This window comes from Pseudomonas sp. PLB05, from assembly GCF_021106615.1.
GTDB classification, from domain to species: Bacteria; Pseudomonadota; Gammaproteobacteria; order Pseudomonadales; family Pseudomonadaceae; genus Chryseomonas; species Chryseomonas benzopyrenica.
This window is the reverse complement of sequence record NZ_JAJOHO010000009.1, coordinates 1-20,993: the sequence shown is the minus strand read 5'-3', so window position 1 is coordinate 20,993 and position 20,993 is coordinate 1. Positions and strand designations below refer to the sequence as shown.

Here is a 20,993-nt window from a genome sequence, read left to right as displayed (position 1 = left end):
CTGAACGACGAACCAACTCGATGGCTTCCCGCTTGAATTCAGGACTGTATTTCTTGCGCTTCATGAACACTCCTTCAGCTCGGTATGAGCTTACTCGAAAGTGTCCGTGCTAACGGGGTAGAACCCGTACTGCCCGTCAGTACCTCAACTCGCTGTCCCTACCGCGCCTGCGGCAGGCAGCCTGATCCAACCAACCCCAGGGGGGCTTATCCCCCTCTGGGGGCGAAGTCTCTCTGGACCACTCCCCAGCGCCGGGGCTTCCCCAAGCTCCCGTCTCGGGGGTTTCGGGAAGCCCCGGTGCTGGGCTTTACCTGGAGGTCCATGATGAGAAATTTGAAAGCGAGTGTGGTGCGTGACGCGGCAAAGGTGCGTGGCTGGGATTCCATCTTGGAGGATCTGTGCCCTGAGATTGATGCACGCGCATTCAGCAAGGTGGGGCGCCATGTTGCCTGCCCGGTGCACGGCCAGACCGGGCGCAAGGGGGATGGCTTCCGCTTCTTCCGCAAGGACTTTCACGAGTCCGGCGGCGGTATCTGCAACACCTGCGGTGCGTTCCCGGACGGGTTCGCGCTGCTGCAGTGGCTCAAGGGTATCGACTTCGCTGATGCGGTATCTCTGGTGGGTGACCGCCTGGATATCCGCTCTACCGATGACGAGAACGTGCAGGAGCGTGTCAACCGCCAGAGCCTGCCCCAGCTTCAAGCCCGGCGCGAGGCCGCGGCCGCGAAGCAGGCGGAGGAGGACACGATGCTGCGCAACCGGCTGAACAAGATGTGGGCGGAGACCATCCCGCTGACTCATCCTGATGCCGAGCCCGCGCGGTTGTACCTGGCCAGCCGCAAGATCCTGATCTGGGATCGCAGCGGCCTCGAAGGCACGGTGCGGTTTCACCGGGGCCTGGCCAGCCACAATGAAGATGGGCGCTTTGAAGGCGAGTACCCGGCGATCGTCGCCAAGGTCTCGAAGGCGAAGATGCCAATCACCCTGCACCGGCACTTTCTCACCGCCCGCGGCGAGAAGGCACCGGTGGAGAACCCGAAGAAGATGTGCGCCTATCCCAGTGATCGTCTGGTCACCGGTGGCGCGATCTGCACCGGGCAATGGGATGCCCCGGTCGTCGACCTGTGCGAAGGCCTGGAGACTGCGTTTGCGATCGAAACAGGGATGGATCTTGCCGTTCGGGTTTACCCGGCGGTGAGCGCCACCTTGTTGGAAGCGTTTGAGCCTGGGCCGTCGACCAAGCTTGTTCGCATCTGGATCGACAAGGACCGGTCAGGTCGTGGAGAGGAAGCTGCCAAGGTGCTGCGCAAGCGGCTCTGGGAGCGGAACATCCAGCTGCAGGTCTTCGTGCCGCCGCTCCCCATTCCGGAGAGCGCCAAGGGCGTCGACTGGAATGATGTGCTGTTGCAGCTGGGGCGGATGGGCTTTCCGCAGTGGGCGAGGAGGGCAGTTGCGTGAGCAATTACCTCTTCGATCCGCGGATCGTGCCCACGGCACCAGGTAGCCACGGTATCGACCCCTTTGCGCCGCCGGCGTCATTTGCCGGCGGCCCAGGGGAGTACCGCGTGCTGGTTAGGGAGCGGTACCGGGAGCATTACGGCCGGTACCGGATCCTGCTGCATGTAAGGGCCGCCGAAGAGGGTGCTGTATTGACCTTCCTCGGACCCTACGCCGCCGAGGCGCAGCTCATCATCAACACCTTGTTCGGTCAGACCGAACACCCTGAAAGGGTCAGCGCACGCTGACCCTTTTTTTTCGCCTGGCGATCAGCGCAGGTGCCTTTCGTCTAGCCAGGCGCACACCGGTTGCCAGCAGGCCGGCCGGTTTAATACTGTATAAAAGAACATCCCCATGGGACCTGTGGAGATGGCCCGCACCCCACCGCCGGCATTGACGCCCTATGACCAGCTCGCCGCGAGGGTTCACAGGCAGGTCATGAGCGCGCCTGGCATTCGAGAAAAGCACGTCCACGTTGAACGACGCGACGCTCGAGATCAGGACTGGGACCAGCTGCTCGAGGCGATCAATGAGATGGAGGGCGTCATCGTTGCTCATCGCGATGACGGTAGCGTCGACCTGTTCTGGAAGGTCACCTACGACGACTTCTGAGTGATCGTATGACGCGTTGGCAGGTTCGACCCAGAACCGCGCTAGAATCGGCGTTTGCAATTTTCGAAAGGTATGGAGACTGGGTTCCAGTTACCTGCCGAGATCCAAAACGATGACCTATAAAGTTTGCAAAGTGAGCACCGTGGCCACGGACGTGCCTGGCGTCTACAGCGTCCTGTTCAATGGCGACGACCGCTTCTTCCGACGGATCGAGATCCATCTGAGCCGAGACTTGGGCGACAACGTGCTCGACTTCATCGAGCTCTACGGCCTGTGGTGCGCCCTGGTGCAATTCGAGCTGGCCGGCCACCAGCGTACCTGCGGAAACCTGAAGCTCGTGGTGTCCCGCGGCGCGGTGAAGCGTTTACTGCTCTCGGACAGCTCCAAGGGCGAGCTCTACGAGACCTCGAACGCGCTGCGCACTCAGTTCTTTGGCCTGAGCGGTATCAGCGTGGAGAAGAACAAGCCCTGGACTCGCGAGGAGCATCCGGCTTTCTGCGTGCAATGGGATGGAACGCCCCCTCCGCAGCCGTCGGTGGAGAACCCGGTCTTCGGGAAGATCTATCTGACCCATCACACCCTGGTCGAGTACCTGGACGAGACCAAGGGTGAGTGCAAGCCGGAGAACGTCTTCCCGCGGCTGGCGCGCGTGGTCCGTGATCTGAACCGGGAGGTGTCATTACCCGCTGACGTGATGCGGCACAAGCAACGTCGGCACGCGGGTGGCCAGGACGGCGTACGTTACCTGGGCAGCATGGCTGGCTGGCAGTTGGTGGCCCGACCAGTGCCGGACCAGTCCGGTCTGCTGGCCCTCACCGTTTACCAGCGACAGCAGATCTGAGGTCCCAATGTCCCACCGGCTGAAAAGCTATATCACGCGGCTGCGCATTGAGCTGATGAGCGTGCTCATGATGTCGGAGCCGGAAGTCTGGGAGCAGGTGCGCACTGCTGAACCGGACGCGCAGGTTGACGCGTTGTTTAAGAGCCCTGCTATCAGGCGCTTTATCTGCGAGCACGCGTTGGGGCAGGCTGGGTACGAGAAAGACGGTGTTGTTCAAAGGCTCAGAAACGGAGGGCTGTACCAGCTAGAGAGCCTCTCGATCGACTGGGACCAGAATGGGTACCCGGCGAACGTACTGCTTTTCGGTCGCCCTCTTTCGAACACAGGCGACGCCGCTGCATTCTTGGGCCGAATCAGCGATTTCTTGAGCGTGCCTGCTGGCATTCCAGTCTCAGGACCAGAGATATTAGACCTGGTGAGGTAGCGCAGTATTTTGCCCGGGGCATCGGGGGTAGCTGAGCTATTTCCGCTTCAGAGTGCCACAAAGCTATTGGTGGTATCCGAATCTGCGCCGATGCTCATGCTCGCGTCCTGCGTTGTGTGGACCCACTCGTGCCGTTAGAAGAGCGGTATTAGATCAGCTACCGGCAGTAGGATGATGAATCAACCTATCACCTGTTACTGGCGCTGAGGCTGCGGCTGAGAGGCGAGGGTGCTTGCGGCTCCTCGACCAATAAGCCGGCAGCAGCCCATCTGGAACGCAGCGTGGCCAACGGGTCAAACAAGGTGGCGCGGCCAACAGGCCGGTGGCACCAGATTGGATTTCCCGGAGGCGACAGGGCATGTGCAGTCACTACGAGGCGCCGACGCCGGCGCGGTTGAAAAGCGCGTTCGGCGCTCCAATCGACGGGCAGTACCAGGGCGAGCTCTGGCCCCTCTACATGGGCCCCTTCGTCCGACTGAACTCAGCCGAGGGGGAGGAGGATGGCGCGCCGGAGTACGACATCTCGATAGGCCAGTTCGGCTTGCTGCCTGGATGGGCAAAGGACAGAAAGCTCGGGCGCAGCACCTACAACTGCCGGTCGGAAACGGCCGCTACGAAGAACTCCTTTCGCACGGCCTGGAAGAGGGCCCAGCATTGCATCATTCCAGCGGCAGCGATCTATGAGCCAGATTGGCGCAGCGGACAGGCTGTGCCCACGCGGATCGAGCGTGCCGACGGTGGTCTGATGGCGATCGCCGGGCTGTGGGAGGAATGGAGCGACCCAGACGGCAAGGGGCGCTTCAGTTTCACCATGCTGACCGTCAACGCTGACGATCACCCCTTTATGAGGAACTACCACCGGCCTGAAGATGAGAAGCGCATGTTGGCGATACTGCCGAATGGCTCGATCAAGGAATGGCTGCAGGCACCAGCCGAAGCAGCGAGCGAGTTCCTTCGTCAATATCCCTCAGATCGCCTGCGCGCCGCTTAGGTAAGGCCTGGGTCGACCGCCGCTGCTTCGATTGGAATACCTTCTTGGATAGCCTACTTGCGGCCACTCAGCGGACCGGCTTTCCGCTCCTGCTGGTAGATTGATGCGAAGCACGGCGGTACTGGCGGCGTTACAGTTGCACCGGGGCCGAGGTCATCCGCATGCAACGTGCGCGCGAGGCTGACGCGGCGCTGTACAACGGCGTTGGCGAGCCGCTGGTAGCAGAAGATGGTGGAAGCGAAGGACCGACCCTCGCCTAACCCAGACCGTCCTTTACCGGTGTCGCCCAGCGTGTAGCCTAGAACTGGTCTTCTGCGGCACGCGTGCGAGCCAGCTTTTCACGCTCGCTCTAAGTATCTAAAAGCGCGCTGCAGGCCAATTATTCCCAACCTCGCCGACGTCGCGCGCTTGCGCAACAGATAATTTGCTGTTCTTATTGTCCCGTGTCCTAGGACTTGGGACATGTAGAGCGAGCAAAAAATGAAAGGTCAAGACGTAGGCGTGATGCTCAGACTCGTATGTCTGCAAAAACACGAGGCGAGAGACAAGGTTGTAGCGACGTGGCCACACGATTGGCGCGACTGGCACGATAACGAGGAAGATGCCGCCTTCTCGTATCAACCGGATTTCGATCTCGACGATATGTCACCAGGCGCCTCCTACTACACCGCACGCGCGTTGGAGGAACAGACCGGGATCAGCAAATCACAGATCGCCCTGGCTCTGAAGCATTGCGTAGAGATCGGCCTAGCTAGGGTGGATGTGCGCTCTCAGCTTCCCCGGGTCAACACCCAGGCTCTATTAGAGTTTCTCGTCTATGGACTGCGGTTCGTCTTTCCAGCTCGGTACGGCGAACTGACCAGAGGCATTGCGACCGGATTCGCCGCTCCCGTCCTTTCGCGCTCACTGATCAGCAGCGGTGAACATATCCCGGTGTGGCCATATGCCCGAGGGAAAACGATGGGAATGAAAGTTGAACCACTCTTCAAGACCGCAGTGCTAGCAGCTCGAAAGGATCCAGAGATGTACGCGTTGTTGGCGCTAGTGGATTCCATTCGTGTTGGCCAACCACGGGAGCGAAATTTGGCTATTGAGCTTCTGCGCGAACGCCTGGAGATGACATGAACGTCTTTCCGATTTTGAAAGAGATGATATGCAAGGTGGCGCACGCTCTAGGGCCTGATTTGTGCGAAGACATGACGTTCGTAGGAGGGTGTACAACCGGTCTACTGCTCACAGACGAGTTCATTCGCGATCAAGTGCGGGCTACGGATGACGTCGACTTGATCGTACCCGTAATGGGAGCGATTAAATATTTAGAGCTACAGAACCGCCTGCGAGCGTCTGGGTTTAGGACGCCCCACCTTGCGAAGGAAAACGTTCCAATTTGCACGATGATGCTTGGCGACCTCCGCGTTGATTTTATGCCGGCCGACGACTCACTGGGATTTACGAATCGCTGGTACCAAGATGCGATCAAGAGCTCAAGTCGATACCGATTGGACGAGCACACTTCAATCAAACTGGTCAACCCGGTGTACTTCATCGCGACCAAACTCGAAGCATGGAAGGGCAGGGGAAATGGAAAGCCGGTCGCCAACCGAGACCTAGAAGACATCTTTAATCTTATTGAGGGCCGCGAAGAGCTTTTGGAGGAGATCCAAGAGGCAGGTGACGATGTTCGAACTTACATTGCTGCCGAGATCGGCCTTTTATTCAGCGACTGCCCCCAATTTCCAGAGGCCATCAGCGACCAAACCAGAAACGATCCCGAGCGTGAAAGATTGCTGTACGAGCGTATGCGAGCCTTGATCGGGGAAGTCGGCTGATGCACGTTACGTGGCAGAGCCGCCAAGGCGTAGGGCGCAGCAGCAATAACGATGCTGCTGCGGTAGGGTATACAGAATATGGCGTAGTGGCGGTAGTAGTTGACGCGGCCGAAGATGGCGATGGGGCCGCATTTGCGCAGCACTGGGCAAGGTCTATCGTCATCGCTACACAAGAGTCTTCTTCGCCGGTTGATAGAGACTCACTCCGCGCGCTTATCAACGCTGAGCAAGACCGGCTGAGATCTAAGTTTTCGATTGAGAAAGCGGCTTATTGTTGCGTGTTCGTTGACCTACGCGTCCTCCAAATGGAGGTACTTTATGCAGGCGACTGCCAGCTAGGCATCCTGAAGACCGATGAGTCGGTTACGTGGATAACGGTTCCGCACACGCTCAGTCGCCAGGCGGAACTGCTGGGGATTTCAGCGCCGGTCGATGCACGGCATGTGCTGACGCGATGCTTAAAGGTGCATCGTGCGCACGTCCCAGAAAGCTGCAGCGTTACCTATGCTCACCCGGATCGGCTAATCGTATGTACAGATGGCCACTGGTACAAAACCCATGCTGCGCAAGATGCAATAGCCGATGGATCAGATGACGCCAGCGTACTTACCCTTCAGTTCGGCGGCCGGACGCAGTATGTTGAGTCCGACTGCGAGAACTTTTTTCCTTGCGGCCCTCTTGAATAGCATGACGACGCCTAGGATGTATGGAGCCCGAGGAAGCTCGATAGCTTCCCCGTACAAGCCCCGCTTCGACGTTTTTTGTGCCTAAAGCTTTTCTATCTACCGCCGATAATCATGCCAGAACTCAGTATGGAAGGTGGATATGAACGGTAGGGCATGGAAATTTATTCTGGTATCGAGCGTGCTCGCTTGCAATTGGGCTCACGCTGACTTCCCAAGGACGTCCGTCGAGTGGAAAGCTCAGGAAGAAGGCGAAGCTCCCACCTCTCGCTACGATGTTTATATCGATACACTCCGATTCGAGTCTGACGATGGCAACGCCGATTCGCAGATTCAGCTCGCTCAAGAGCTACTGATGAGCACTAAGCTCAAGTCAGACGACCTTCCAAAAATCAAGCTTCTGATAGACGCAGCCGAAAGCAAGCTTGGAGCGGAAAAGGTAAGCATGGCCCGCAGTCTGCTAAAGGGTCAGGAGGGCAAGGTAGCGGGTACCACTATCATTTCTGAGCCTATCGTTGTTGGTCTATCACCCAAGCGTCCTCATAGCCCAGAAAAAGCGGAGTTTTATGCACGTTGCTCAGCAATGGCGTCTGTATTAAATGAAGAAATCGAAAAAGCCAAGGGTGCTACAGACCAGCTGTTCACTGATTTTTCTGTCAACTCCGCGGTCGCTTCGATTTTATACTCGGATTCCGCATACTTTCTAAAAATTTATCAGCCGAACGAATATAGCTACAAATACCAAATGGCCAGGCACCGGGCACAAACTATTTATGCATTGCAAAACACAATGAATGCCTGCATGGCGAGCATGAAGAAGGATATCGCCGAAATGAAGCCATTCGAGAAAAGTGCGCGTGATGATTTTTTTAAAATGGCTGATAACAGTGTAGGATTTAAATAATCCCGTCAGTTGTAAAAGTTTTCTAACCAGTAAGGCATTTTTCGTCATCCTTGCTGGCTGCACATCGTTTCTAACCGCGTGCACGGATTCTGGATCTGATCTTGCGCCATGACCGGTTGTAGGCACGCACGGCCGCCCTGCCCGGCTGCGCGTCCTGTCAAGGCTAAGTAGAGATGTCGCTCTGACAGCTAAGTAAAAATGTCATTATGACCTTACGTCCGAGCCTAACTCTTATCGGAGTGACATCAATAGTTGGTACCTAGCTGCAGGACTGCTGATAGTAGCCGCCGTCTTCTAGCTTCACGAAAGCAGCGATGACAATCGCAGCTCGGTACTGACTTCTACCAGAGGCTTCGTGCTGTTCACGGTGGTTTCCGCCAGGTTTGGGCAGCTGAGTGCAGGCGTACATGGCCGGACCGGGACGCCCAATGCCCTGAAGCCGTTACAGGTCAGTGAAGTGACTGATGCAATTAAGTGTGACGGAGGCATAGATGGTGAGGGCAGCCGAGCCGCCCCACCTCTGACTGACCGATATCAGGCGGCCATTCGCTCGCATTCCTCGGCACAGCGCATGCAGGCCTCGGCACACGCCTGACAATGCTGCGCCTCGTGCTTGGCGCACTCTTCGCCACAGGCACGGCAGATCGTGGCGCACAGGGCACAGAACTGCTTGGCGTACTCGCTCTCGCGAGCCATTAGCGTGGCAGCCATGTAGCAAATGTCGGCGCAGTCTCGGTCGAGCTCGATGCAGCGCGCCATCATCTTCACGTCGTCTTCGCGCAGGCAGGCGGAGGCGCAGGTTTCACAGACGATAGCGCAGTTGGAGCAGGCCTGGATACAAGATTCGAACATAGAGTTTGTCATGGTAAATCTCCAGATTGGGAAAGAGTGACGAACCTGAGTGGCCCCGAAGTGAGTAGGCAACTCCACTCGCGTGAGCGGCTGCCGACCTCGGTCCAGAGGACCCAAAATATGCGACCGGCGCCTGCCGCAATTGGTTTTGCCTGGAACATTACAATTCTGTAAGCCATTCCCGATGGTAGTTTTGAAAGCGCCCGTAGGTATGGCCCGCTCACCGGTAGCCATCCGCTCAGGTTTGCATGCCAACAGGTCGCAAGAACGTCAGGGTGAAGGCCGTTCGGCCTCTTTGGGATGTACAGTTGATCGTGCCACCATGCGCCGTCATCAGCGACCGGGCGATGGCCAACCCGAGCCCCGCATTGCCGTCACCTTCGCGACGTGCTGGATCCACCCGATAGAACCGGTCGAAGATCCTCGCCTGGTGCTCCGGTGGAATTTTGGGGCCGGGGTTTTCGACGCGAAGCTCAACGCTGCTGCCGTGATCCTCGATGTTGACCTCAATCGTCGCCCCGGACGGTGTATAGCGAAGGGCATTCGACAGCAGGTTCGACACGACACGGTCGACCATCACGCCATCCGCGAAGACCAAGGCGCTTCCCGATGCCTTGAGCTGGATACCCTTATCCTCGGCCAGAAGCTCGTAGTACCCGAACAGCTTGCCGATGACCCTACCCAGGTCCAGCTCGACCGGCTCGGGCACGATCAGCCCGTTATCGGACTTGGCTAGGAACAACATGCCGTCGATGATTCCCGAAAGACGATTGAGTTCTTCCAGGTTGGAGGTCAGGTTCTCCTCGTACACGTCCGCGTCCCGCTTTTTGGCCAGGATCACCTCGGTATGAGTCCGCAGGTTGCTGATCGGGGTTCGTAGCTCGTGTGCGATGTCGGCAGAGAAATTCGATAGCCGCATGAACGAATCGTCCAGGCGACCAAGCATGGAATTGAAGGCAGTGATGAGCTCGCGCAATTCATCGGGCACGGGCTCCAGAGGAATGCGTTCTTTCAAGGAGCCTGCAGACATCGAGGCAGCTGTCTGGGTCACCTTTGCCACCGGACGCAGCCCATTCTTGGCAACCAGCCAACCGAGTGCGGCGCTCAGTACGGTACTGGCTAGCAGAACGCCCCAGAACCAGCGCTCCAGCATGGCGAAGAAGTGCATATGTGTAGTTACGTCGAGGACCAGCCACACGGTCAGCGGAGCAGTGGTCTCCGACGACGAGACCGGCGCCTTCAAGGCCCTGAACATGTGTCCGTCGCTTTCCCACTCCCAAACGCCATCGTGCTCGGTCGCCTGAGCAAGGGACGGCACCGATGATCTGGGAGGCTCCGCAAAAAAGAGGCTTCCGTCAGCCTGGAGAAACACCGCGCTGAGCTCGGAATGTGCTCCCAGCAGCGTATGCCAGCGAATCTTGAGCTGGTCCGAATTCGCGCCGGGCTCTTGAGCAATCTGGGTGATCGCTTCAAGCTTTTCTTCCAGCGCCTGCGCATCAAGCGCGCGGAAGTGGTGACGGCTTAACTCGTTGAAGGCAATGCCCACGATCATAAGGACGGCAGAAACTGCTACTACGAATAAGAGGCTCAAGCGTAGCGTGAGTGAACCTGGCCTCATCCTTCGTCCTGTGCGTCCAGCATGTAGCCCATTCCTCGGCAGGTGTGGAGCAGTTTCGCCTCGAAGTCATCGTCAATCTTGGCCCTCAACCGCCGAATCGCCACCTCGATGACATTGGTGTCGCTATCGAAATTCATGTCCCATACTTGTGATGCTATAAGAGACTTTGACAGAACCTCGCCTCGCCGACGCATCAGCAACTCCAGCAAGGCAAACTCCTTAGCCGTAAGGTCAATTCGCTTGCCGCCTCGCGTAGTGCGGCGCTTGAGTAGGTCAACCTGCAGATCTCCGATCTGCAGGTTCGTTTGAATCGGTGGGCTACCATGCCCGCGCCTTAATAGCGTTCGAACACGTGCCAGCAGTTCTGAAAAGGCAAAGGGCTTGACCAGGTAGTCATCGGCGCCCAGCTCTAATCCTTTGACTCGGTCATCCACGCCATCCCGTGCCGTCAGAAACAGCACCGGTACCGACTGACCGGCAGCACGCAGGCGTGTGACCACCCCCCAACCATCGAGGCCGGGCATCATCACGTCGAGAATCAGCAGGTCATAGGCTTCAGTCTGCATCTGATCGATGGCATCCGTTCCGGTGACCACTCGATCTACCGTGAAGCCAGCCTCTCGGAGGCCCTGCTGCAGATAGATTCCGGTCTTGGGTTCGTCTTCAGCTACCAGCAGCTTCATGCTCCATCCTCGGCTACACGATCTTTTCGGGACGGCACTACGGGGCCAGGCAAACTCACATCCCCGCTTCCATCTCGGGAGATAGCGTACCAAGCCAAGCAATCAACCCAAGCACCAAAATGGCGGAACCCAGTTCTAAGGCCATGCTGTAGCGAATAGACCGTGCCGCACGCGTGTAATCGCCTTGGTGGACTGCTTGCTCCAATGCCGGGCTCAAGAGAAAGCGGTTGGCCGAAGCCAGCCCGATCATCACGCCGAAAAGGCCCAGTTTGCCCAGCAGCAGCAGGCCATAGGTGCTTTGTGCCAGGCCCGTGATTTGGGGTCCGACGATGAGCAAATAGTTCATCACACCCGTGAAGACGATCAGCACCACGATCACCGCACCGGCTCGCTCAAAGCCGGTAAGCGTGCGCGACAGGATCTGGACTGACGCCCGCGTTTTCAATTTGCTGGGCCGCAGCAATAGGGCAAAAGCCACCAGCGCGCCGAACCAACCACTAGAGGCCCACAGGTGGAGAATGTCTGCGCTGAAGTGCCAGAAGCGGCGGGAGCCTTCGTCCATAGCGCCGTGCCCGGCCCACGCCAGTGTGGCCAGCGCCACGCCTGCCAGCAGCGAAACCACGACCAGGCTCGCCATTGGCCAACGAGGATTGAAGGCAATGGCCACAGCAGCGGCCAAGAGGGCGGCCATACGGATAAACCAGGCGGTGCCAAGCTCCGTCTCGGCGATCATCACCTCAACGTGCGGCATGGCCTCGCCCCATTCCGCCACCCCGCTCATAGCCTTGGCCATTTGCACCATGGACACGACCGAGAGCAAGAGGCCCGTCGCCGCGCTTGTAGCCAGCAGAGGCAGGAAGGGCAATACCATGCCCGAGCGGCGCTCAGGGCCACGCAAACTATAGAGGCCGAAGAGCGCCAGCCCGAACAGCATCATCAAATCGGCATACAACGCGAAGCGAAGTCCGATGCTGGATGGATCTTCCATGTTTACTTGACCTTGAACGTCATGCTACCGGTGATGGGGTGGGTATCTGATGACACTGCCCGCCAATCGACCTTGTAGGTGCCGGCCGTCAAAGGCGAGGCAGGTGCAATGACCATGGAGCAAATGTTCGATTCTTCCGGGCTGGAAAAACTCGTTGATGAATGCGAAGGCCTTCGTCGAACACTCAAGCTGGCCGCTCGAAAAGCCCTGGAGGTTTGCGAACTCGTTCGCATCAGAACCTCTGTCGAGTCTGATGACTTCCTTCGCACTCGAATACGCCGGTAAACGCCGGCACACAGCGTGTTACTAACCCAGGCATGCCTGCTGGCAGGACGTGTCTGGCCAGGGCGCTGAGCCCTGGCCTGTGCGCTCAAAATCGTCGCCGCGCCAGCAACTCCGCCAACGCCCCTTCAAGCCACCCTGCGGTGCGCATCTTCAGTGCCTTGCTCCCGCACCTCGGGCACTGGTCAAACCACTCGCCGGCCATCAGCGCATCACTTTGCGATGCCACTGTCTTTGTCCAACCGCATCCTTCACATTCAAAGGTGAAGGGCCTGGGTTTGATGGGCATTCTAAATCTCCTTGGTCTCTTCGCTGATGTATTGCCGTCCGTGCATTCAACTGCCCGGATAAGCCAATTCGATCTGCTCGTCGAACGCGCCACCAACCCCGCAGTAATCACGTGGAACACGCTCAAGATCCTCGGCTACCTGCACGATCACCTGGCGCAGTTCCAGGCGTTCGAACCAGCGGGCAGGAATGGCAGCAGCACCATACTGGGCACCCAACAAGTGCCCGGCGACAAGCCCTGTGCTGCTGCTATCGCCACTGTGATTCACCGCCGTGATCACCCCTTCTTCGAGTGATCGTGCTGTCAGCGCACACCACAGTCCAATCGCCAGCGCCTGCTCAGCAACCCACCCACCGCCAAGGTCGCCAATGCGTTGCGGGGTGGGTGTATAGCCCTCGTAGTACAAAAACAGCACGCGCTCGATGAGGCTGCGCGTTTCTTCCATACCAGGTACTTGCCCATATTTGGCCAAGCTTTGAGTTACCGCGTGTTCCAGGCTGTCTTGCCTTTCGACAACACGCTGAAGAATGTCGGCGAATAGCCCTGCCGCCAGGTAGCCCGTCGGATGCCCGTGCGTCAGGCGCCCAGACTGCGCCGCGTAGTCAAATGCATTGGCAAAGAATGCACAGGGTGCAACACGTACCAAGGCGCCGCAGCCCTTGCTGTTGTTTTCGGCAACCGCTCCCAACCGCGCGCTGGCCTTTAGTGCATTCAGGCAAGTTGTGCCTGGGGAGCGACGAGACCAGAGTTCGACTTGCTTGATCAGCCAGCCATCTGTGACGATCGGTATCGCAGAGGGGTAATCCTGGGTCATCAGCCAGCGCAGCAACGCTTGGTGAACAATGCTCGGGACATGGCACGTCTGCCGTAAACTGCCAAGCACAAAAGCGCGCAGCAAACCTTCTGCGGTGAACAGCATCATCTGCGTTTCGTCGCTGATGGCGCCGGTGTTGCCGTAAGCCGGGGCAAAATCAATGATGCCCTGCGGACCAAACTTGGCCTCGATGGCAGGCCACTCAAGAAACTCCACGGGGGCGCCAAGCGCGTCTCCGACAGCACCACCCAGCAGGCAGCCTTTGATCCGTTCAAGTCTGTTCATGCGCTTCCCTTATCGCTCTGCAGAGATCAAGTTCTGCAAAATCACCAGCTTGCTTTGCAACTGCTCGATGTGCGCTTTCTCAGCACGCAGTGCCGAACGTAGCTCCCGGTTTTCCATCTCCCAGATCCGCGCCCAACGTGCGTCCTGGCGGCAGCCAAGCGCCACATGCCAGATTTCTCGCAACCTCAGGTACTGCATCAGGTACACCGTCAGGATCACCCCGATCAACACCAACGCCCCCGGTCGAAACCGCTTCAGACATAGTCATGTCCACATCCTTTCGTGACTTCAATTTATTTAGAAGACAGACACACGATATGTAGTGATCAACGACAGGTCTAGAATGTAGACTTATACAGGTAAAGTATTCGCGCACATGGAGAGGGTATGAAACGCAAGCACTCCGTTGAACAGGTACGCTGGGACCTGGCACTTCGCTATCGTTTGATCGAGACCGTTGTCTGGTGGGAAGGCAGGCTGACCACGGGGCACTTGATGCAGAGCTTTGGCATCAGCCGCCAGCAGGCATCCAAGGACATCAATACCTACATCACCGAGCATGCGCCCAAAAACTTGACATATGACAAGCAGCTCAAAGGGTATGTGCCGAGCAAGCAGTTCAAACCCCTGTTCATCGACGACAGTGCCAGCGCCTATTTGCACCTGCTCTATCAGAACAATGAGCGTGCCCCGCACATTGATGGACTGGCACTGGCTTATGCGCACACCAAGGTGTTGGAAGTGCCGGATCGCCCCATTCGACCGGAGATTCTGCGCCCCTTGCTCAAGGCCTGCCGCGAAGGCCTGCGCCTGGAAACCGAGTACGTGTCGTTCAATACCCCGAACGTAGAGGTTCGCCTCATCGCTCCTCACACGCTGGTGTACACCGGCATGCGCTGGCATGTGCGGGCCTACTGCGAAAAGAATGGCCAGTACCGCGACTTCGTGCTCAGCCGCCTGCGCGGGCAGCCGGACTTGCTCGACGAATCGCCGAACACACGGGAGCTGGATGAAGACTGGAATGTCGAGATTCCGGTTATCTTCGAGCCCGATGGGCGATTAAACGAGGCACAGAAGGCAATCATCGAAACCGACTTCGGGATGACGCAAGGACAATTGGTGGTGCCCAGCCGCAGGGCCTTGGTGAAGTATGTGTTGATGCGTTATCGGATCGACCCGCGCAATCTGGCAACGAGCCCTGAGGCCCAGCAAATTGTGGTGAGCAACCTCAAGGAACTGAGGCCGTGGCTGATGAATGACTGACGCTCAAATTCCTGAGACGAGGGGCATGACGTCCCGAGTCGATGGCCAGCTAATGCTCGTTCAGCCGCGGGTGTATCTGCTCAACCCTATTCGGAGGACGACTCACCCGCGGGCAGCAAGAAGAGATCCAGCCGTCGAGGATTTCAGCCATACCGGCTGGCGACATCTGTATCAACAGTCAGGGCTGTCCCCAGTCACTGTAGTTTCCGCCCCATACCTTGGGCCTCGATGATCATGCGGTCGAGCAGAGCGAGCATGTCATCGACATCAATTTCCTGAAAGCAGCCCTTCGCCTCCTGCTCCAGGATCATGGCGGCGAACTCCTCGCTGTATTCGACCTCACCCTCGGTTTCAACTTGCGCAGGTGCCGGGTCACCCGAGTGACCATCCTCTTGATCGTTACACATCACGAACCTCGCATTGAAATGGGACCTTAGCTGAGCGGCCGCGCCAACTTGGCCCAAGCAGACACCCGTTGGAAGCAAAAAAAGGACGGAGTTGTCGACGTTATCGGCGTTTGTCAGGCCGAATCAGCGTCACGTCGGTCCAGCTCCTGTTTCATCTCCATGTACTCACGGACAAACTCGTAGCCCTTCTTGGCAACGACGATGACACCGATAATTGCGAACAGATTCTTCATAGCACAACCTCTTGGGATTGACGGGTTTCTTCGACCGCTCCGTACCTGACCGCCATGCACAAGCCATTGACCAGGTTCATGTCTTGCGGCGTCTGGCAACGAATGGCCGTCAGATCAGGACTGGCGACGATACAAGCCAGCGACTTCGCCCGACTGACCGCCACATTCAAACGGTTTTTCGAGTACAGGAAGCCGATGTCCCTGGGCAGGTAGTCTTCATTCGACGTCGCCATCGAGACGATGACAATCTCTGCCTCTTGCCCCTGAAACTTATCTACAGTGCCGACGCGCGCACCCGCCGGCAGCACTTGCTTCAATAGCTGTACCTGCAAATTGTAGGGCGCCACGACCAGGATGTTTTCGAGAGACACCGCGTGCTCCTCGCCAGTGTTATCCACATAGCGCTGCTGCAGAAAGTACGTGTACAGCGCTTTGACGTACGCAGCTTCTTCATCGGAACTCTGGCCGTTGCCGTCGTGCTCCACAGGGCAAAACATCAGTCCGCTGCCCGGTACCTCCGGGCGCTGGCCATCCAGTCGCAACACCTGCCGCTCGGCTCCTGGTGCCGACGACAGCTGGCCTTCGTACACCGCATGAGAAATGAATGAGCAAACGTGCGGATGCATCCGCCAGGTTTGCGCCAGAAACACCCCACGGTCAGGCGCAATGGTGGGCGTGCCATCCAGCAGATAATCGAGGATAGAGTCACCGGAACGGCCAGGGTGCACGCCTTGCACTGGTTGCGACAATTGCATCTGGTCGCCCATCAAGACGATGTTGCGTGCCGCAATGCCCATGGTGACCAGGTTCGCCACGCTCACTTGACCGGCCTCGTCGATGAAGAGGTAATCCAACGCCTCGGTGAAGGTCTCGTCGGCAAATAGCCAGGCGGTACCCGCAGTCAGGTCAATTCCCGGCCCCCAGGCGTGAAGGAAATCCTTTTTGTCTTCGATGGAGCGAATGCAGCGACCAGTGAACTCAGTGCCATCTCCCTCCGATGACTTTTTCAACCCTTTGAATGCAACGCCCTCTGCTTGTGCCCGAGACTCAACAGCAGCCAACAGGTTGTCGATGGCATGGTGCGAATTGGAGGTCACACCGATGCGCTTGCCTGCTTTGAGCAGGTCAACAATGACGTGCGAGCCCGTGTAGGTCTTGCCGGCACCCGGTGGCCCCTGAATAAACAGCACGCTGTTCTCGAGGTTGCGTACCACCTGCTTGATGGCATCCGTCGTCGTCAGGCGTGGATCCAGCAGTGGCGCACCCGGCTGGACGTCTTTCACCCGTGGAACGCGTCGATCGCCACCGCCTGGAAGCGCTGCTCACCGGCCAAGACGCTGTCGGCATAGCGAAACAGTGCCTCGCGCAGCGAAGTCGATGGAATCGGCCTGCCGGGAATCATGTCGAAGTCATCCGGTGGCGCTTTGTTCGCGGTGGCTTTGAACATCGCCAGACACGCGTTACTGTCCAGGTTAACCAACTGCACATTGGCCAGAGACTCGGTGATGACGCCTTGGGAACCCGTGCGCATCTTGCTTTCTTGAGGTTCGAAACTGTACTCAAACAGAAATGATTTCTTGCTCGGTTCGGGCGACGTTTTTGTACGCCGCAAACCGGCCAGGCTCTCGATATCCTCCAGCAGCTCCTCAGTGGTCATGTCCTGACGACTGAACAACTGCCACCATGTCGGCTTGTCTGCCCGACGGTGGAAATCGAGCAGTTGGAAGGTGAGCAGCCTGACTTGATCCGCTTCGCTCAGAGCACATTCGGCGGCGGACAAGCCAGCGAGCAAACGATCGCAATAGCTTTCCAGACGAACCTCGATCTCCTTTTGTTCCGCTACAGCTTTCTCGCTTTCTGCTTCAGGCTCGGAGAGAGTGCTCGCATCCGAAGGTTTAATGCTCAAAAGCCAGTTGCGCAGAAGATAGGTGGATAGCACGTCGTCTTCGTTGTACCGCTCGATCTGCTCGAGCAACGCCGACTCGGCAGTCTCTTTCCAACGCTCATAAAACACGATGCTCGCACCGGCATTGGTAACGTCGCCGTCGCGCGGCCCCATGTAAAAATGCTCGATGTTCTTGATCGAGTAGCTGGGCTCAGACACCCGGATCGCTTCGCGCACGACCTTGTAGAGGTCGATCAGCTTGCCGTTGCGCAGCAACCAGTCCACTTGTGCCTCGCGTGTACCGTGCTGGCTCATCAGGCGCTTGAGGGCCGTCTCTTCATAGCTGGCATAGTGGTAGACATGTGCGCTGGGGTAACGCTTGAGATGGGCGATGACCCAGTCGATGAACTGCTCGAACGCGATCTTTTCTTCCTCTCGGCTATGTGCCCAGAAGGGTTTGAAGGATTGTTGGCCACCTTCGTCGATATACAGACCGAAGAGATATTCCAAGCCGCCCTCCTCCAGCGGATTGCCCTCCATGTCGAAAAACAGATCCCCCTCAACCGCCGTGGGCATTCGGCTAAAACCACGCCTTTTCCCCACGACCGGCAGAAACTCGAACAACGGGCCATCACTGGAGCGCCCCTGGAACTGCAAACGCGCCTGATGGCGCAACTTGCCCAGCGACTCCACTTGCAACTTGGGGATGCGCAAGTCATCGGTACTGTTCGCCAACTGCTGCAATGTGGTCACTCCACCAGCCTGCAATTTCTTGATTTGCGAGCGGCTGATGCCGGCGACTGCCGAGAGGTGATCGTCTTGCAGCCGTTGTTCGTCACAGCGATCGCGCCACACACAAAACCCGCAATGTCCGCATGGCTCCGGGTACGTCACAGGTTGTCCGTCACTGTTCACGAACGCCGTGAAACGCTGCAGCACTTGCTCCAGATAATCGGCATAGTCAGCGACCCGAAATGCCTGCTCCGTACGCGCAGCATCACCCAGTACGACATACATGAACTGCGGCTGTACGCCCTGGATCGAAATCAGCATTCGCGAGTAAAGCGCAACCTGCACAAGGAACTTGGCCTTTGCAGACTTGGCCAGCTTGGTGTCGATTACCTCATAGCTGTGATCGCCCAACGCCGAAGCCTGCGGCACCTTACGCAGGAAGTCGGCGTGCCCAATGAAAGCACCTTCCTGAAGCGAAGCCTGGAAGATGATGTCCGCACCAGCCTTCATGGCCTCAATGGTCAGTTCCACCCGCCGCGGGAAACTCGAATTTCCCTCGGCAACGTCGACTACGTGAGCATTTTCGCGTTTGAGTCGTTCAAGAAACGCCGCTTCATGAGCGAGCCCCTTGCCGTGGATCAGGCGGTTCTGATCGCTTGCCGGCGCTTTTTCCATCGGGGCAACAAGATGCTGGAGGTCCAGTGCCGTTAGGTGCTGGCACTCCAGAAAACCGCAGATGTCTGAGGCGGAATACAACTGAACGCCGTTCCGGGTTTGCATGGTTGTATTCCATCCTGTGAAAGGCCAAGGGGCACATGATGCTGCGCAAATGTTGCGTGTGTGGCTCAGGCGTCGAGCGAGCAATCCTGGTAAAACTGCTCGAACAGGCTCGTTGGCAAGTGCTGCGCATCAAGCAGGCCGAAGTGCTTGCCCACGTTGCGCCCCAGGGCCATGAGTGTCCTTGCAGAGTTCTCGGTACCGGCATAGCCGGTACTCACGATGTAGTCGACACGACCCTTGTCGGTCGTCGCTCGCGCATACGCGTTGCCCGTGATCAACACATCCACCAGGCAGACACTGACGCGCTCTTCACCGACTGTGAACGGCTCGAGGGCCTCGGTAGCAAGGGCCGCACGCAATCCGTCCTCACCACCGGCGACGATGCGCTCAAGCTGTGCAAGCGGTCGGCCGAACAAGTCGAACTCTTCAATGGAAAACGGAAAACAGTAGCCCTGTGCAGTGGTACGCGTGAGCGGCTTCTCGTCACGCGGCTGGGCCACCAGCCATTCAACAAACGAATCTTTGTTATCGAGTGCACCGCTGTAGCGGAAGGCCAGATAATCCTTGAGAACCTGGCTGAAAGGATGACCCGTGGGCACCCAACTATTGCCACCACGCTCACGGTCCTGCGTCTCGACTTCTGGCTCACCCGCTGTGGAATCAGACGCCAGCGCCAGGCCAAAGCAGCGAAGATCATAGCCAAGCATGAACAGGCTGGCCTCGAAGGCATGGCAACGCGCGGGGAGAATCCCTTGCCCAGCAAACCAGTTGGTACGCTCGAGCAGCGCTCGGATAATCCAGCCCAAGCGCACTTGCCAACGCGCCCACTCGGCATAGTCGATCGTCGAAAACTGTGGCGCCGCCACGCTGTTCAGGAACGCTCCCGGGTTGCGGATCTGGCTGCCTCGCGCGCCGCCGGAAGGGAACATCAGCAAGGGTTTACCACGCTCTGCCCAATGCTGGCGAAACAGCGAATACAACATGGCAATCGCAGCGCCCACACGGCTGTCATAGATTGGAGAACCGGACAAATCGAGCAAGGCGTGAATCTTGGTCAGGCCAGAATCGAAACGCTCGACATTGCTAGCGTCGAGGTCATCCAGGTCATTGTCACCGTCGAGCGTCATAAGTCCGGCCATCTTTTTCAGGTAGCCCGACAACTCGCCTTTGGCCGCCAACCGGTGCAAGAACGGAATGGCGCCCCGCACGCCACCCCAACGAAGAATCTGCAAACACGCCTGAAGCGCTTGTTGATCATCACCTGCGTTGACCGCACTCGTCAGCCACTCACGCAGTTGCCCCAAAGAGCGTTGGGTTTCAGCCCAGGTTTCAGACTCAACCACACTCTGGTTGGAGTCGTGCCAGCTTGCCTTCCAGCGATAGAGCTCAAGTATCCGCTCAATCCCCTGGACTTCAACCGTCAAACCGCCAGGTACAAACTTGCTGGACTTGAAGCGCAGCTTGAACGTGAGCGCCGGCAAGTTGGCTGCCAGCCATGCAACGAAAGATTCCACTTCGGGTTGTGCCAGGAACTGTTCACGCTTCATGCAGGCCGCCTTGCGGGCAATGTCGAATGGCCATACCCTAAGCAAAATGGTAGGCCACTTCCACGTTGTCTGTTCATACAGGTAAACAAAGCGAGCAGGTTCTAATGCCTTGAATAGACGCTTTTCAACGCCAGCGGCGATTGGCATTTAAAATGTCTGCGTTAGGCATGAAAGACAGGCACAGCCGGGGCTGCGTTTTTTTTGAAGAGCGTTTAGGTCAACGCGCCGCCAACCTACGGCCAGTTCCCGACCGCACCGTGTCATAAGCGACCAGACCGTAGGCCAGGGCAATCCCGGCTGGCGCCACATACATCACCACCTGAGCCATCAACTGCGCCATAGCCTCCGCCTGCTGTTGCATCCGCTCGACCATATCGCCGGTGGCTTGCACATCCATCATGCCCACAAACCCGACGCTCATGACGAGGGGTTCTACCCCGTTAGCACGGACACTTTCGAGTAAGCTCATACCGAGCTGAAGGAGTGTTCATGAAGCGCAAGAAATACAGTCCTGAATTCAAGCGGGAAGCCATCGAGTTGGTTCGTCGTTCAGG

At 57.8% G+C, this 20,993-nt stretch carries 23 protein-coding genes and 1 pseudogene; 11 read left to right on the top strand and 13 right to left on the bottom strand.

Annotated features, from left to right (window positions below; all coding sequences use genetic code 11):
• The first annotated feature begins 324 nt into the window (after nucleotides 1–324).
• From LRS53_RS23575 to LRS53_RS23530, 10 genes are all read left to right on the top strand, one after another.
• The gene (locus tag LRS53_RS23575) at nucleotides 325–1,458 is read left to right on the top strand and encodes a DUF7146 domain-containing protein (protein ID WP_231357469.1); all 1,134 of its coding nucleotides are present in this window, start codon (nucleotides 325–327) and stop codon (nucleotides 1,456–1,458) included.
• Nucleotides 1,455–1,745 (top strand): hypothetical protein, encoded by a 291-nt coding sequence (locus tag LRS53_RS23570; protein ID WP_231357468.1) that lies wholly within the window; start codon nucleotides 1,455–1,457, stop codon nucleotides 1,743–1,745. The genes LRS53_RS23575 and LRS53_RS23570 overlap by 4 nt, the downstream gene beginning before the upstream one ends.
• A 121-nt stretch (nucleotides 1,746–1,866) precedes the next feature.
• Nucleotides 1,867–2,109, top strand: coding sequence for a DUF1654 domain-containing protein (locus LRS53_RS23565; RefSeq protein ID WP_231357467.1), 243 nt, complete (start codon nucleotides 1,867–1,869; stop codon nucleotides 2,107–2,109).
• Nucleotides 2,110–2,221: 112 nt separating this feature from the next.
• Entirely contained in the window at nucleotides 2,222–2,950 is a 729-nt protein-coding gene (locus LRS53_RS23560; protein ID WP_231357466.1) for a hypothetical protein, read from the top strand.
• A gap of 7 nt (nucleotides 2,951–2,957) precedes the next feature.
• Nucleotides 2,958–3,374, top strand: coding sequence for a hypothetical protein (locus LRS53_RS23555; protein ID WP_231357465.1), 417 nt, complete (start codon nucleotides 2,958–2,960; stop codon nucleotides 3,372–3,374).
• Nucleotides 3,375–3,732: 358 nt separating this feature from the next.
• A complete protein-coding gene (locus LRS53_RS23550; RefSeq protein ID WP_231357464.1) occupies nucleotides 3,733–4,365 on the top strand; it encodes an SOS response-associated peptidase in 633 nt (210 codons plus the stop codon).
• Between the two features lie 480 nt (nucleotides 4,366–4,845).
• The gene (locus tag LRS53_RS23545) at nucleotides 4,846–5,490 is read left to right on the top strand and encodes a hypothetical protein (RefSeq protein ID WP_231357463.1); all 645 of its coding nucleotides are present in this window, start codon (nucleotides 4,846–4,848) and stop codon (nucleotides 5,488–5,490) included.
• A complete protein-coding gene (locus LRS53_RS23540; RefSeq protein WP_231357462.1) occupies nucleotides 5,487–6,194 on the top strand; it encodes a hypothetical protein in 708 nt (235 codons plus the stop codon). Before LRS53_RS23545 ends, LRS53_RS23540 begins: the two co-directional genes overlap by 4 nt.
• Entirely contained in the window at nucleotides 6,194–6,880 is a 687-nt protein-coding gene (locus LRS53_RS23535) for a PP2C family serine/threonine-protein phosphatase (RefSeq protein ID WP_143075334.1), read from the top strand. The genes LRS53_RS23540 and LRS53_RS23535 overlap by 1 nt, the downstream gene beginning before the upstream one ends.
• A 352-nt stretch (nucleotides 6,881–7,232) precedes the next feature.
• Nucleotides 7,233–7,781: a hypothetical protein gene (locus LRS53_RS23530; RefSeq protein ID WP_169854969.1), complete on the top strand. Its 549-nt coding sequence runs from the start codon at nucleotides 7,233–7,235 to the stop codon at nucleotides 7,779–7,781.
• Between the two features lie 534 nt (nucleotides 7,782–8,315).
• Here LRS53_RS23530 and LRS53_RS23525 read toward each other — a convergent pair.
• The 8 genes and pseudogenes from LRS53_RS23525 to LRS53_RS23490 all read right to left on the bottom strand — a co-directional run bounded on the left by LRS53_RS23525 (nucleotide 8,316) and on the right by LRS53_RS23490 (nucleotide 13,860).
• Entirely contained in the window at nucleotides 8,316–8,645 is a 330-nt protein-coding gene (locus LRS53_RS23525) for a four-helix bundle copper-binding protein (protein ID WP_007162846.1), read from the bottom strand.
• 226 nt (nucleotides 8,646–8,871) lie between these two features.
• Complete coding sequence (locus LRS53_RS23520; RefSeq protein ID WP_093257609.1) at nucleotides 8,872–10,251, bottom strand: heavy metal sensor histidine kinase; 1,380 nt, start codon at nucleotides 10,249–10,251, stop codon at nucleotides 8,872–8,874.
• Nucleotides 10,248–10,934, bottom strand: a complete 687-nt coding sequence (locus tag LRS53_RS23515) for a heavy metal response regulator transcription factor (RefSeq protein ID WP_007163124.1) — start codon at nucleotides 10,932–10,934, stop codon at nucleotides 10,248–10,250. The genes LRS53_RS23520 and LRS53_RS23515 overlap by 4 nt, the downstream gene beginning before the upstream one ends.
• A 55-nt stretch (nucleotides 10,935–10,989) precedes the next feature.
• A complete protein-coding gene (gene copD, locus LRS53_RS23510; protein ID WP_231357461.1) occupies nucleotides 10,990–11,922 on the bottom strand; it encodes a copper homeostasis membrane protein CopD in 933 nt (310 codons plus the stop codon).
• A 2-nt stretch (nucleotides 11,923–11,924) separates the two neighbouring features.
• Nucleotides 11,925–12,155, bottom strand: a complete 231-nt coding sequence (locus LRS53_RS23690; RefSeq protein ID WP_256563534.1) for a copper resistance protein CopC — start codon at nucleotides 12,153–12,155, stop codon at nucleotides 11,925–11,927.
• Between the two features lie 137 nt (nucleotides 12,156–12,292).
• Nucleotides 12,293–12,493: a hypothetical protein gene (locus LRS53_RS23500; protein ID WP_093257766.1), complete on the bottom strand. Its 201-nt coding sequence runs from the start codon at nucleotides 12,491–12,493 to the stop codon at nucleotides 12,293–12,295.
• A 46-nt stretch (nucleotides 12,494–12,539) separates the two neighbouring features.
• Nucleotides 12,540–13,592 (bottom strand): ADP-ribosylglycohydrolase family protein, encoded by a 1,053-nt coding sequence (locus tag LRS53_RS23495; protein WP_093257768.1) that lies wholly within the window; start codon nucleotides 13,590–13,592, stop codon nucleotides 12,540–12,542.
• 9 nt (nucleotides 13,593–13,601) lie between these two features.
• Nucleotides 13,602–13,860 (bottom strand): annotated as a pseudogene (locus LRS53_RS23490) (hypothetical protein).
• A gap of 119 nt (nucleotides 13,861–13,979) precedes the next feature.
• On the opposite strand from LRS53_RS23490, the gene LRS53_RS23485 reads away from it, so the two are divergent.
• Nucleotides 13,980–14,855: a WYL domain-containing protein gene (locus LRS53_RS23485; protein WP_093257771.1), complete on the top strand. Its 876-nt coding sequence runs from the start codon at nucleotides 13,980–13,982 to the stop codon at nucleotides 14,853–14,855.
• Nucleotides 14,856–15,049: 194 nt separating this feature from the next.
• Here the strand turns inward: LRS53_RS23485 and LRS53_RS23480 are convergent, their stop codons facing one another.
• The 5 genes from LRS53_RS23480 to LRS53_RS23460 form a co-directional block, all read right to left on the bottom strand.
• A complete protein-coding gene (locus tag LRS53_RS23480; RefSeq protein ID WP_177344868.1) occupies nucleotides 15,050–15,262 on the bottom strand; it encodes a hypothetical protein in 213 nt (70 codons plus the stop codon).
• A 229-nt stretch (nucleotides 15,263–15,491) separates the two neighbouring features.
• A complete protein-coding gene (locus tag LRS53_RS23475; protein ID WP_218189470.1) occupies nucleotides 15,492–16,778 on the bottom strand; it encodes a DEAD/DEAH box helicase in 1,287 nt (428 codons plus the stop codon).
• Entirely contained in the window at nucleotides 16,775–18,892 is a 2,118-nt protein-coding gene (locus tag LRS53_RS23470; RefSeq protein ID WP_231357460.1) for a TM0106 family RecB-like putative nuclease, read from the bottom strand. Before LRS53_RS23470 ends, LRS53_RS23475 begins: the two co-directional genes overlap by 4 nt.
• 65 nt (nucleotides 18,893–18,957) lie before the next feature.
• Entirely contained in the window at nucleotides 18,958–20,586 is a 1,629-nt protein-coding gene (locus LRS53_RS23465; protein ID WP_231357459.1) for a hypothetical protein, read from the bottom strand.
• Between the two features lie 70 nt (nucleotides 20,587–20,656).
• Nucleotides 20,657–20,860, bottom strand: a complete 204-nt coding sequence (locus tag LRS53_RS23460) for a hypothetical protein (protein WP_093257780.1) — start codon at nucleotides 20,858–20,860, stop codon at nucleotides 20,657–20,659.
• Nucleotides 20,861–20,993: the final 133 nt, after the last annotated feature.

What these genes read in the sequence shown, in the direction of transcription:
- LRS53_RS23515 (WP_007163124.1), bottom strand. Translation starts at nt 10,934, where the DNA reads ATGAAGCTGCTGGTAGCTGAAGACGAACCCAAGACCGGAATCTATCTG.
- LRS53_RS23690 (WP_256563534.1), bottom strand. Translation starts at nt 12,155, where the DNA reads ATGCGAACGAGTTCGCAAACCTCCAGGGCTTTTCGAGCGGCCAGCTTG.
- copD (WP_231357461.1), bottom strand. Translation starts at nt 11,922, where the DNA reads ATGGAAGATCCATCCAGCATCGGACTTCGCTTCGCGTTGTATGCCGAT.
- LRS53_RS23485 (WP_093257771.1), top strand. Translation starts at nt 13,980, where the DNA reads ATGAAACGCAAGCACTCCGTTGAACAGGTACGCTGGGACCTGGCACTT.
- LRS53_RS23575 (WP_231357469.1), top strand. Translation starts at nt 325, where the DNA reads ATGAGAAATTTGAAAGCGAGTGTGGTGCGTGACGCGGCAAAGGTGCGT.
- LRS53_RS23520 (WP_093257609.1), bottom strand. Translation starts at nt 10,251, where the DNA reads ATGAGGCCAGGTTCACTCACGCTACGCTTGAGCCTCTTATTCGTAGTA.
- LRS53_RS23470 (WP_231357460.1), bottom strand. Translation starts at nt 18,892, where the DNA reads ATGCAAACCCGGAACGGCGTTCAGTTGTATTCCGCCTCAGACATCTGC.
- LRS53_RS23555 (WP_231357465.1), top strand. Translation starts at nt 2,958, where the DNA reads ATGTCCCACCGGCTGAAAAGCTATATCACGCGGCTGCGCATTGAGCTG.
- LRS53_RS23460 (WP_093257780.1), bottom strand. Translation starts at nt 20,860, where the DNA reads ATGAGCGTCGGGTTTGTGGGCATGATGGATGTGCAAGCCACCGGCGAT.
- LRS53_RS23465 (WP_231357459.1), bottom strand. Translation starts at nt 20,586, where the DNA reads ATGCCAATCGCCGCTGGCGTTGAAAAGCGTCTATTCAAGGCATTAGAA.
- LRS53_RS23480 (WP_177344868.1), bottom strand. Translation starts at nt 15,262, where the DNA reads ATGTGTAACGATCAAGAGGATGGTCACTCGGGTGACCCGGCACCTGCG.
- LRS53_RS23495 (WP_093257768.1), bottom strand. Translation starts at nt 13,592, where the DNA reads ATGAACAGACTTGAACGGATCAAAGGCTGCCTGCTGGGTGGTGCTGTC.
- LRS53_RS23565 (WP_231357467.1), top strand. Translation starts at nt 1,867, where the DNA reads ATGGCCCGCACCCCACCGCCGGCATTGACGCCCTATGACCAGCTCGCC.
- LRS53_RS23540 (WP_231357462.1), top strand. Translation starts at nt 5,487, where the DNA reads ATGAACGTCTTTCCGATTTTGAAAGAGATGATATGCAAGGTGGCGCAC.
- LRS53_RS23500 (WP_093257766.1), bottom strand. Translation starts at nt 12,493, where the DNA reads ATGCCCATCAAACCCAGGCCCTTCACCTTTGAATGTGAAGGATGCGGT.
- LRS53_RS23535 (WP_143075334.1), top strand. Translation starts at nt 6,194, where the DNA reads ATGCACGTTACGTGGCAGAGCCGCCAAGGCGTAGGGCGCAGCAGCAAT.
- LRS53_RS23525 (WP_007162846.1), bottom strand. Translation starts at nt 8,645, where the DNA reads ATGACAAACTCTATGTTCGAATCTTGTATCCAGGCCTGCTCCAACTGC.
- LRS53_RS23545 (WP_231357463.1), top strand. Translation starts at nt 4,846, where the DNA reads ATGAAAGGTCAAGACGTAGGCGTGATGCTCAGACTCGTATGTCTGCAA.
- LRS53_RS23530 (WP_169854969.1), top strand. Translation starts at nt 7,233, where the DNA reads ATGAGCACTAAGCTCAAGTCAGACGACCTTCCAAAAATCAAGCTTCTG.
- LRS53_RS23560 (WP_231357466.1), top strand. Translation starts at nt 2,222, where the DNA reads ATGACCTATAAAGTTTGCAAAGTGAGCACCGTGGCCACGGACGTGCCT.
- LRS53_RS23550 (WP_231357464.1), top strand. Translation starts at nt 3,733, where the DNA reads ATGTGCAGTCACTACGAGGCGCCGACGCCGGCGCGGTTGAAAAGCGCG.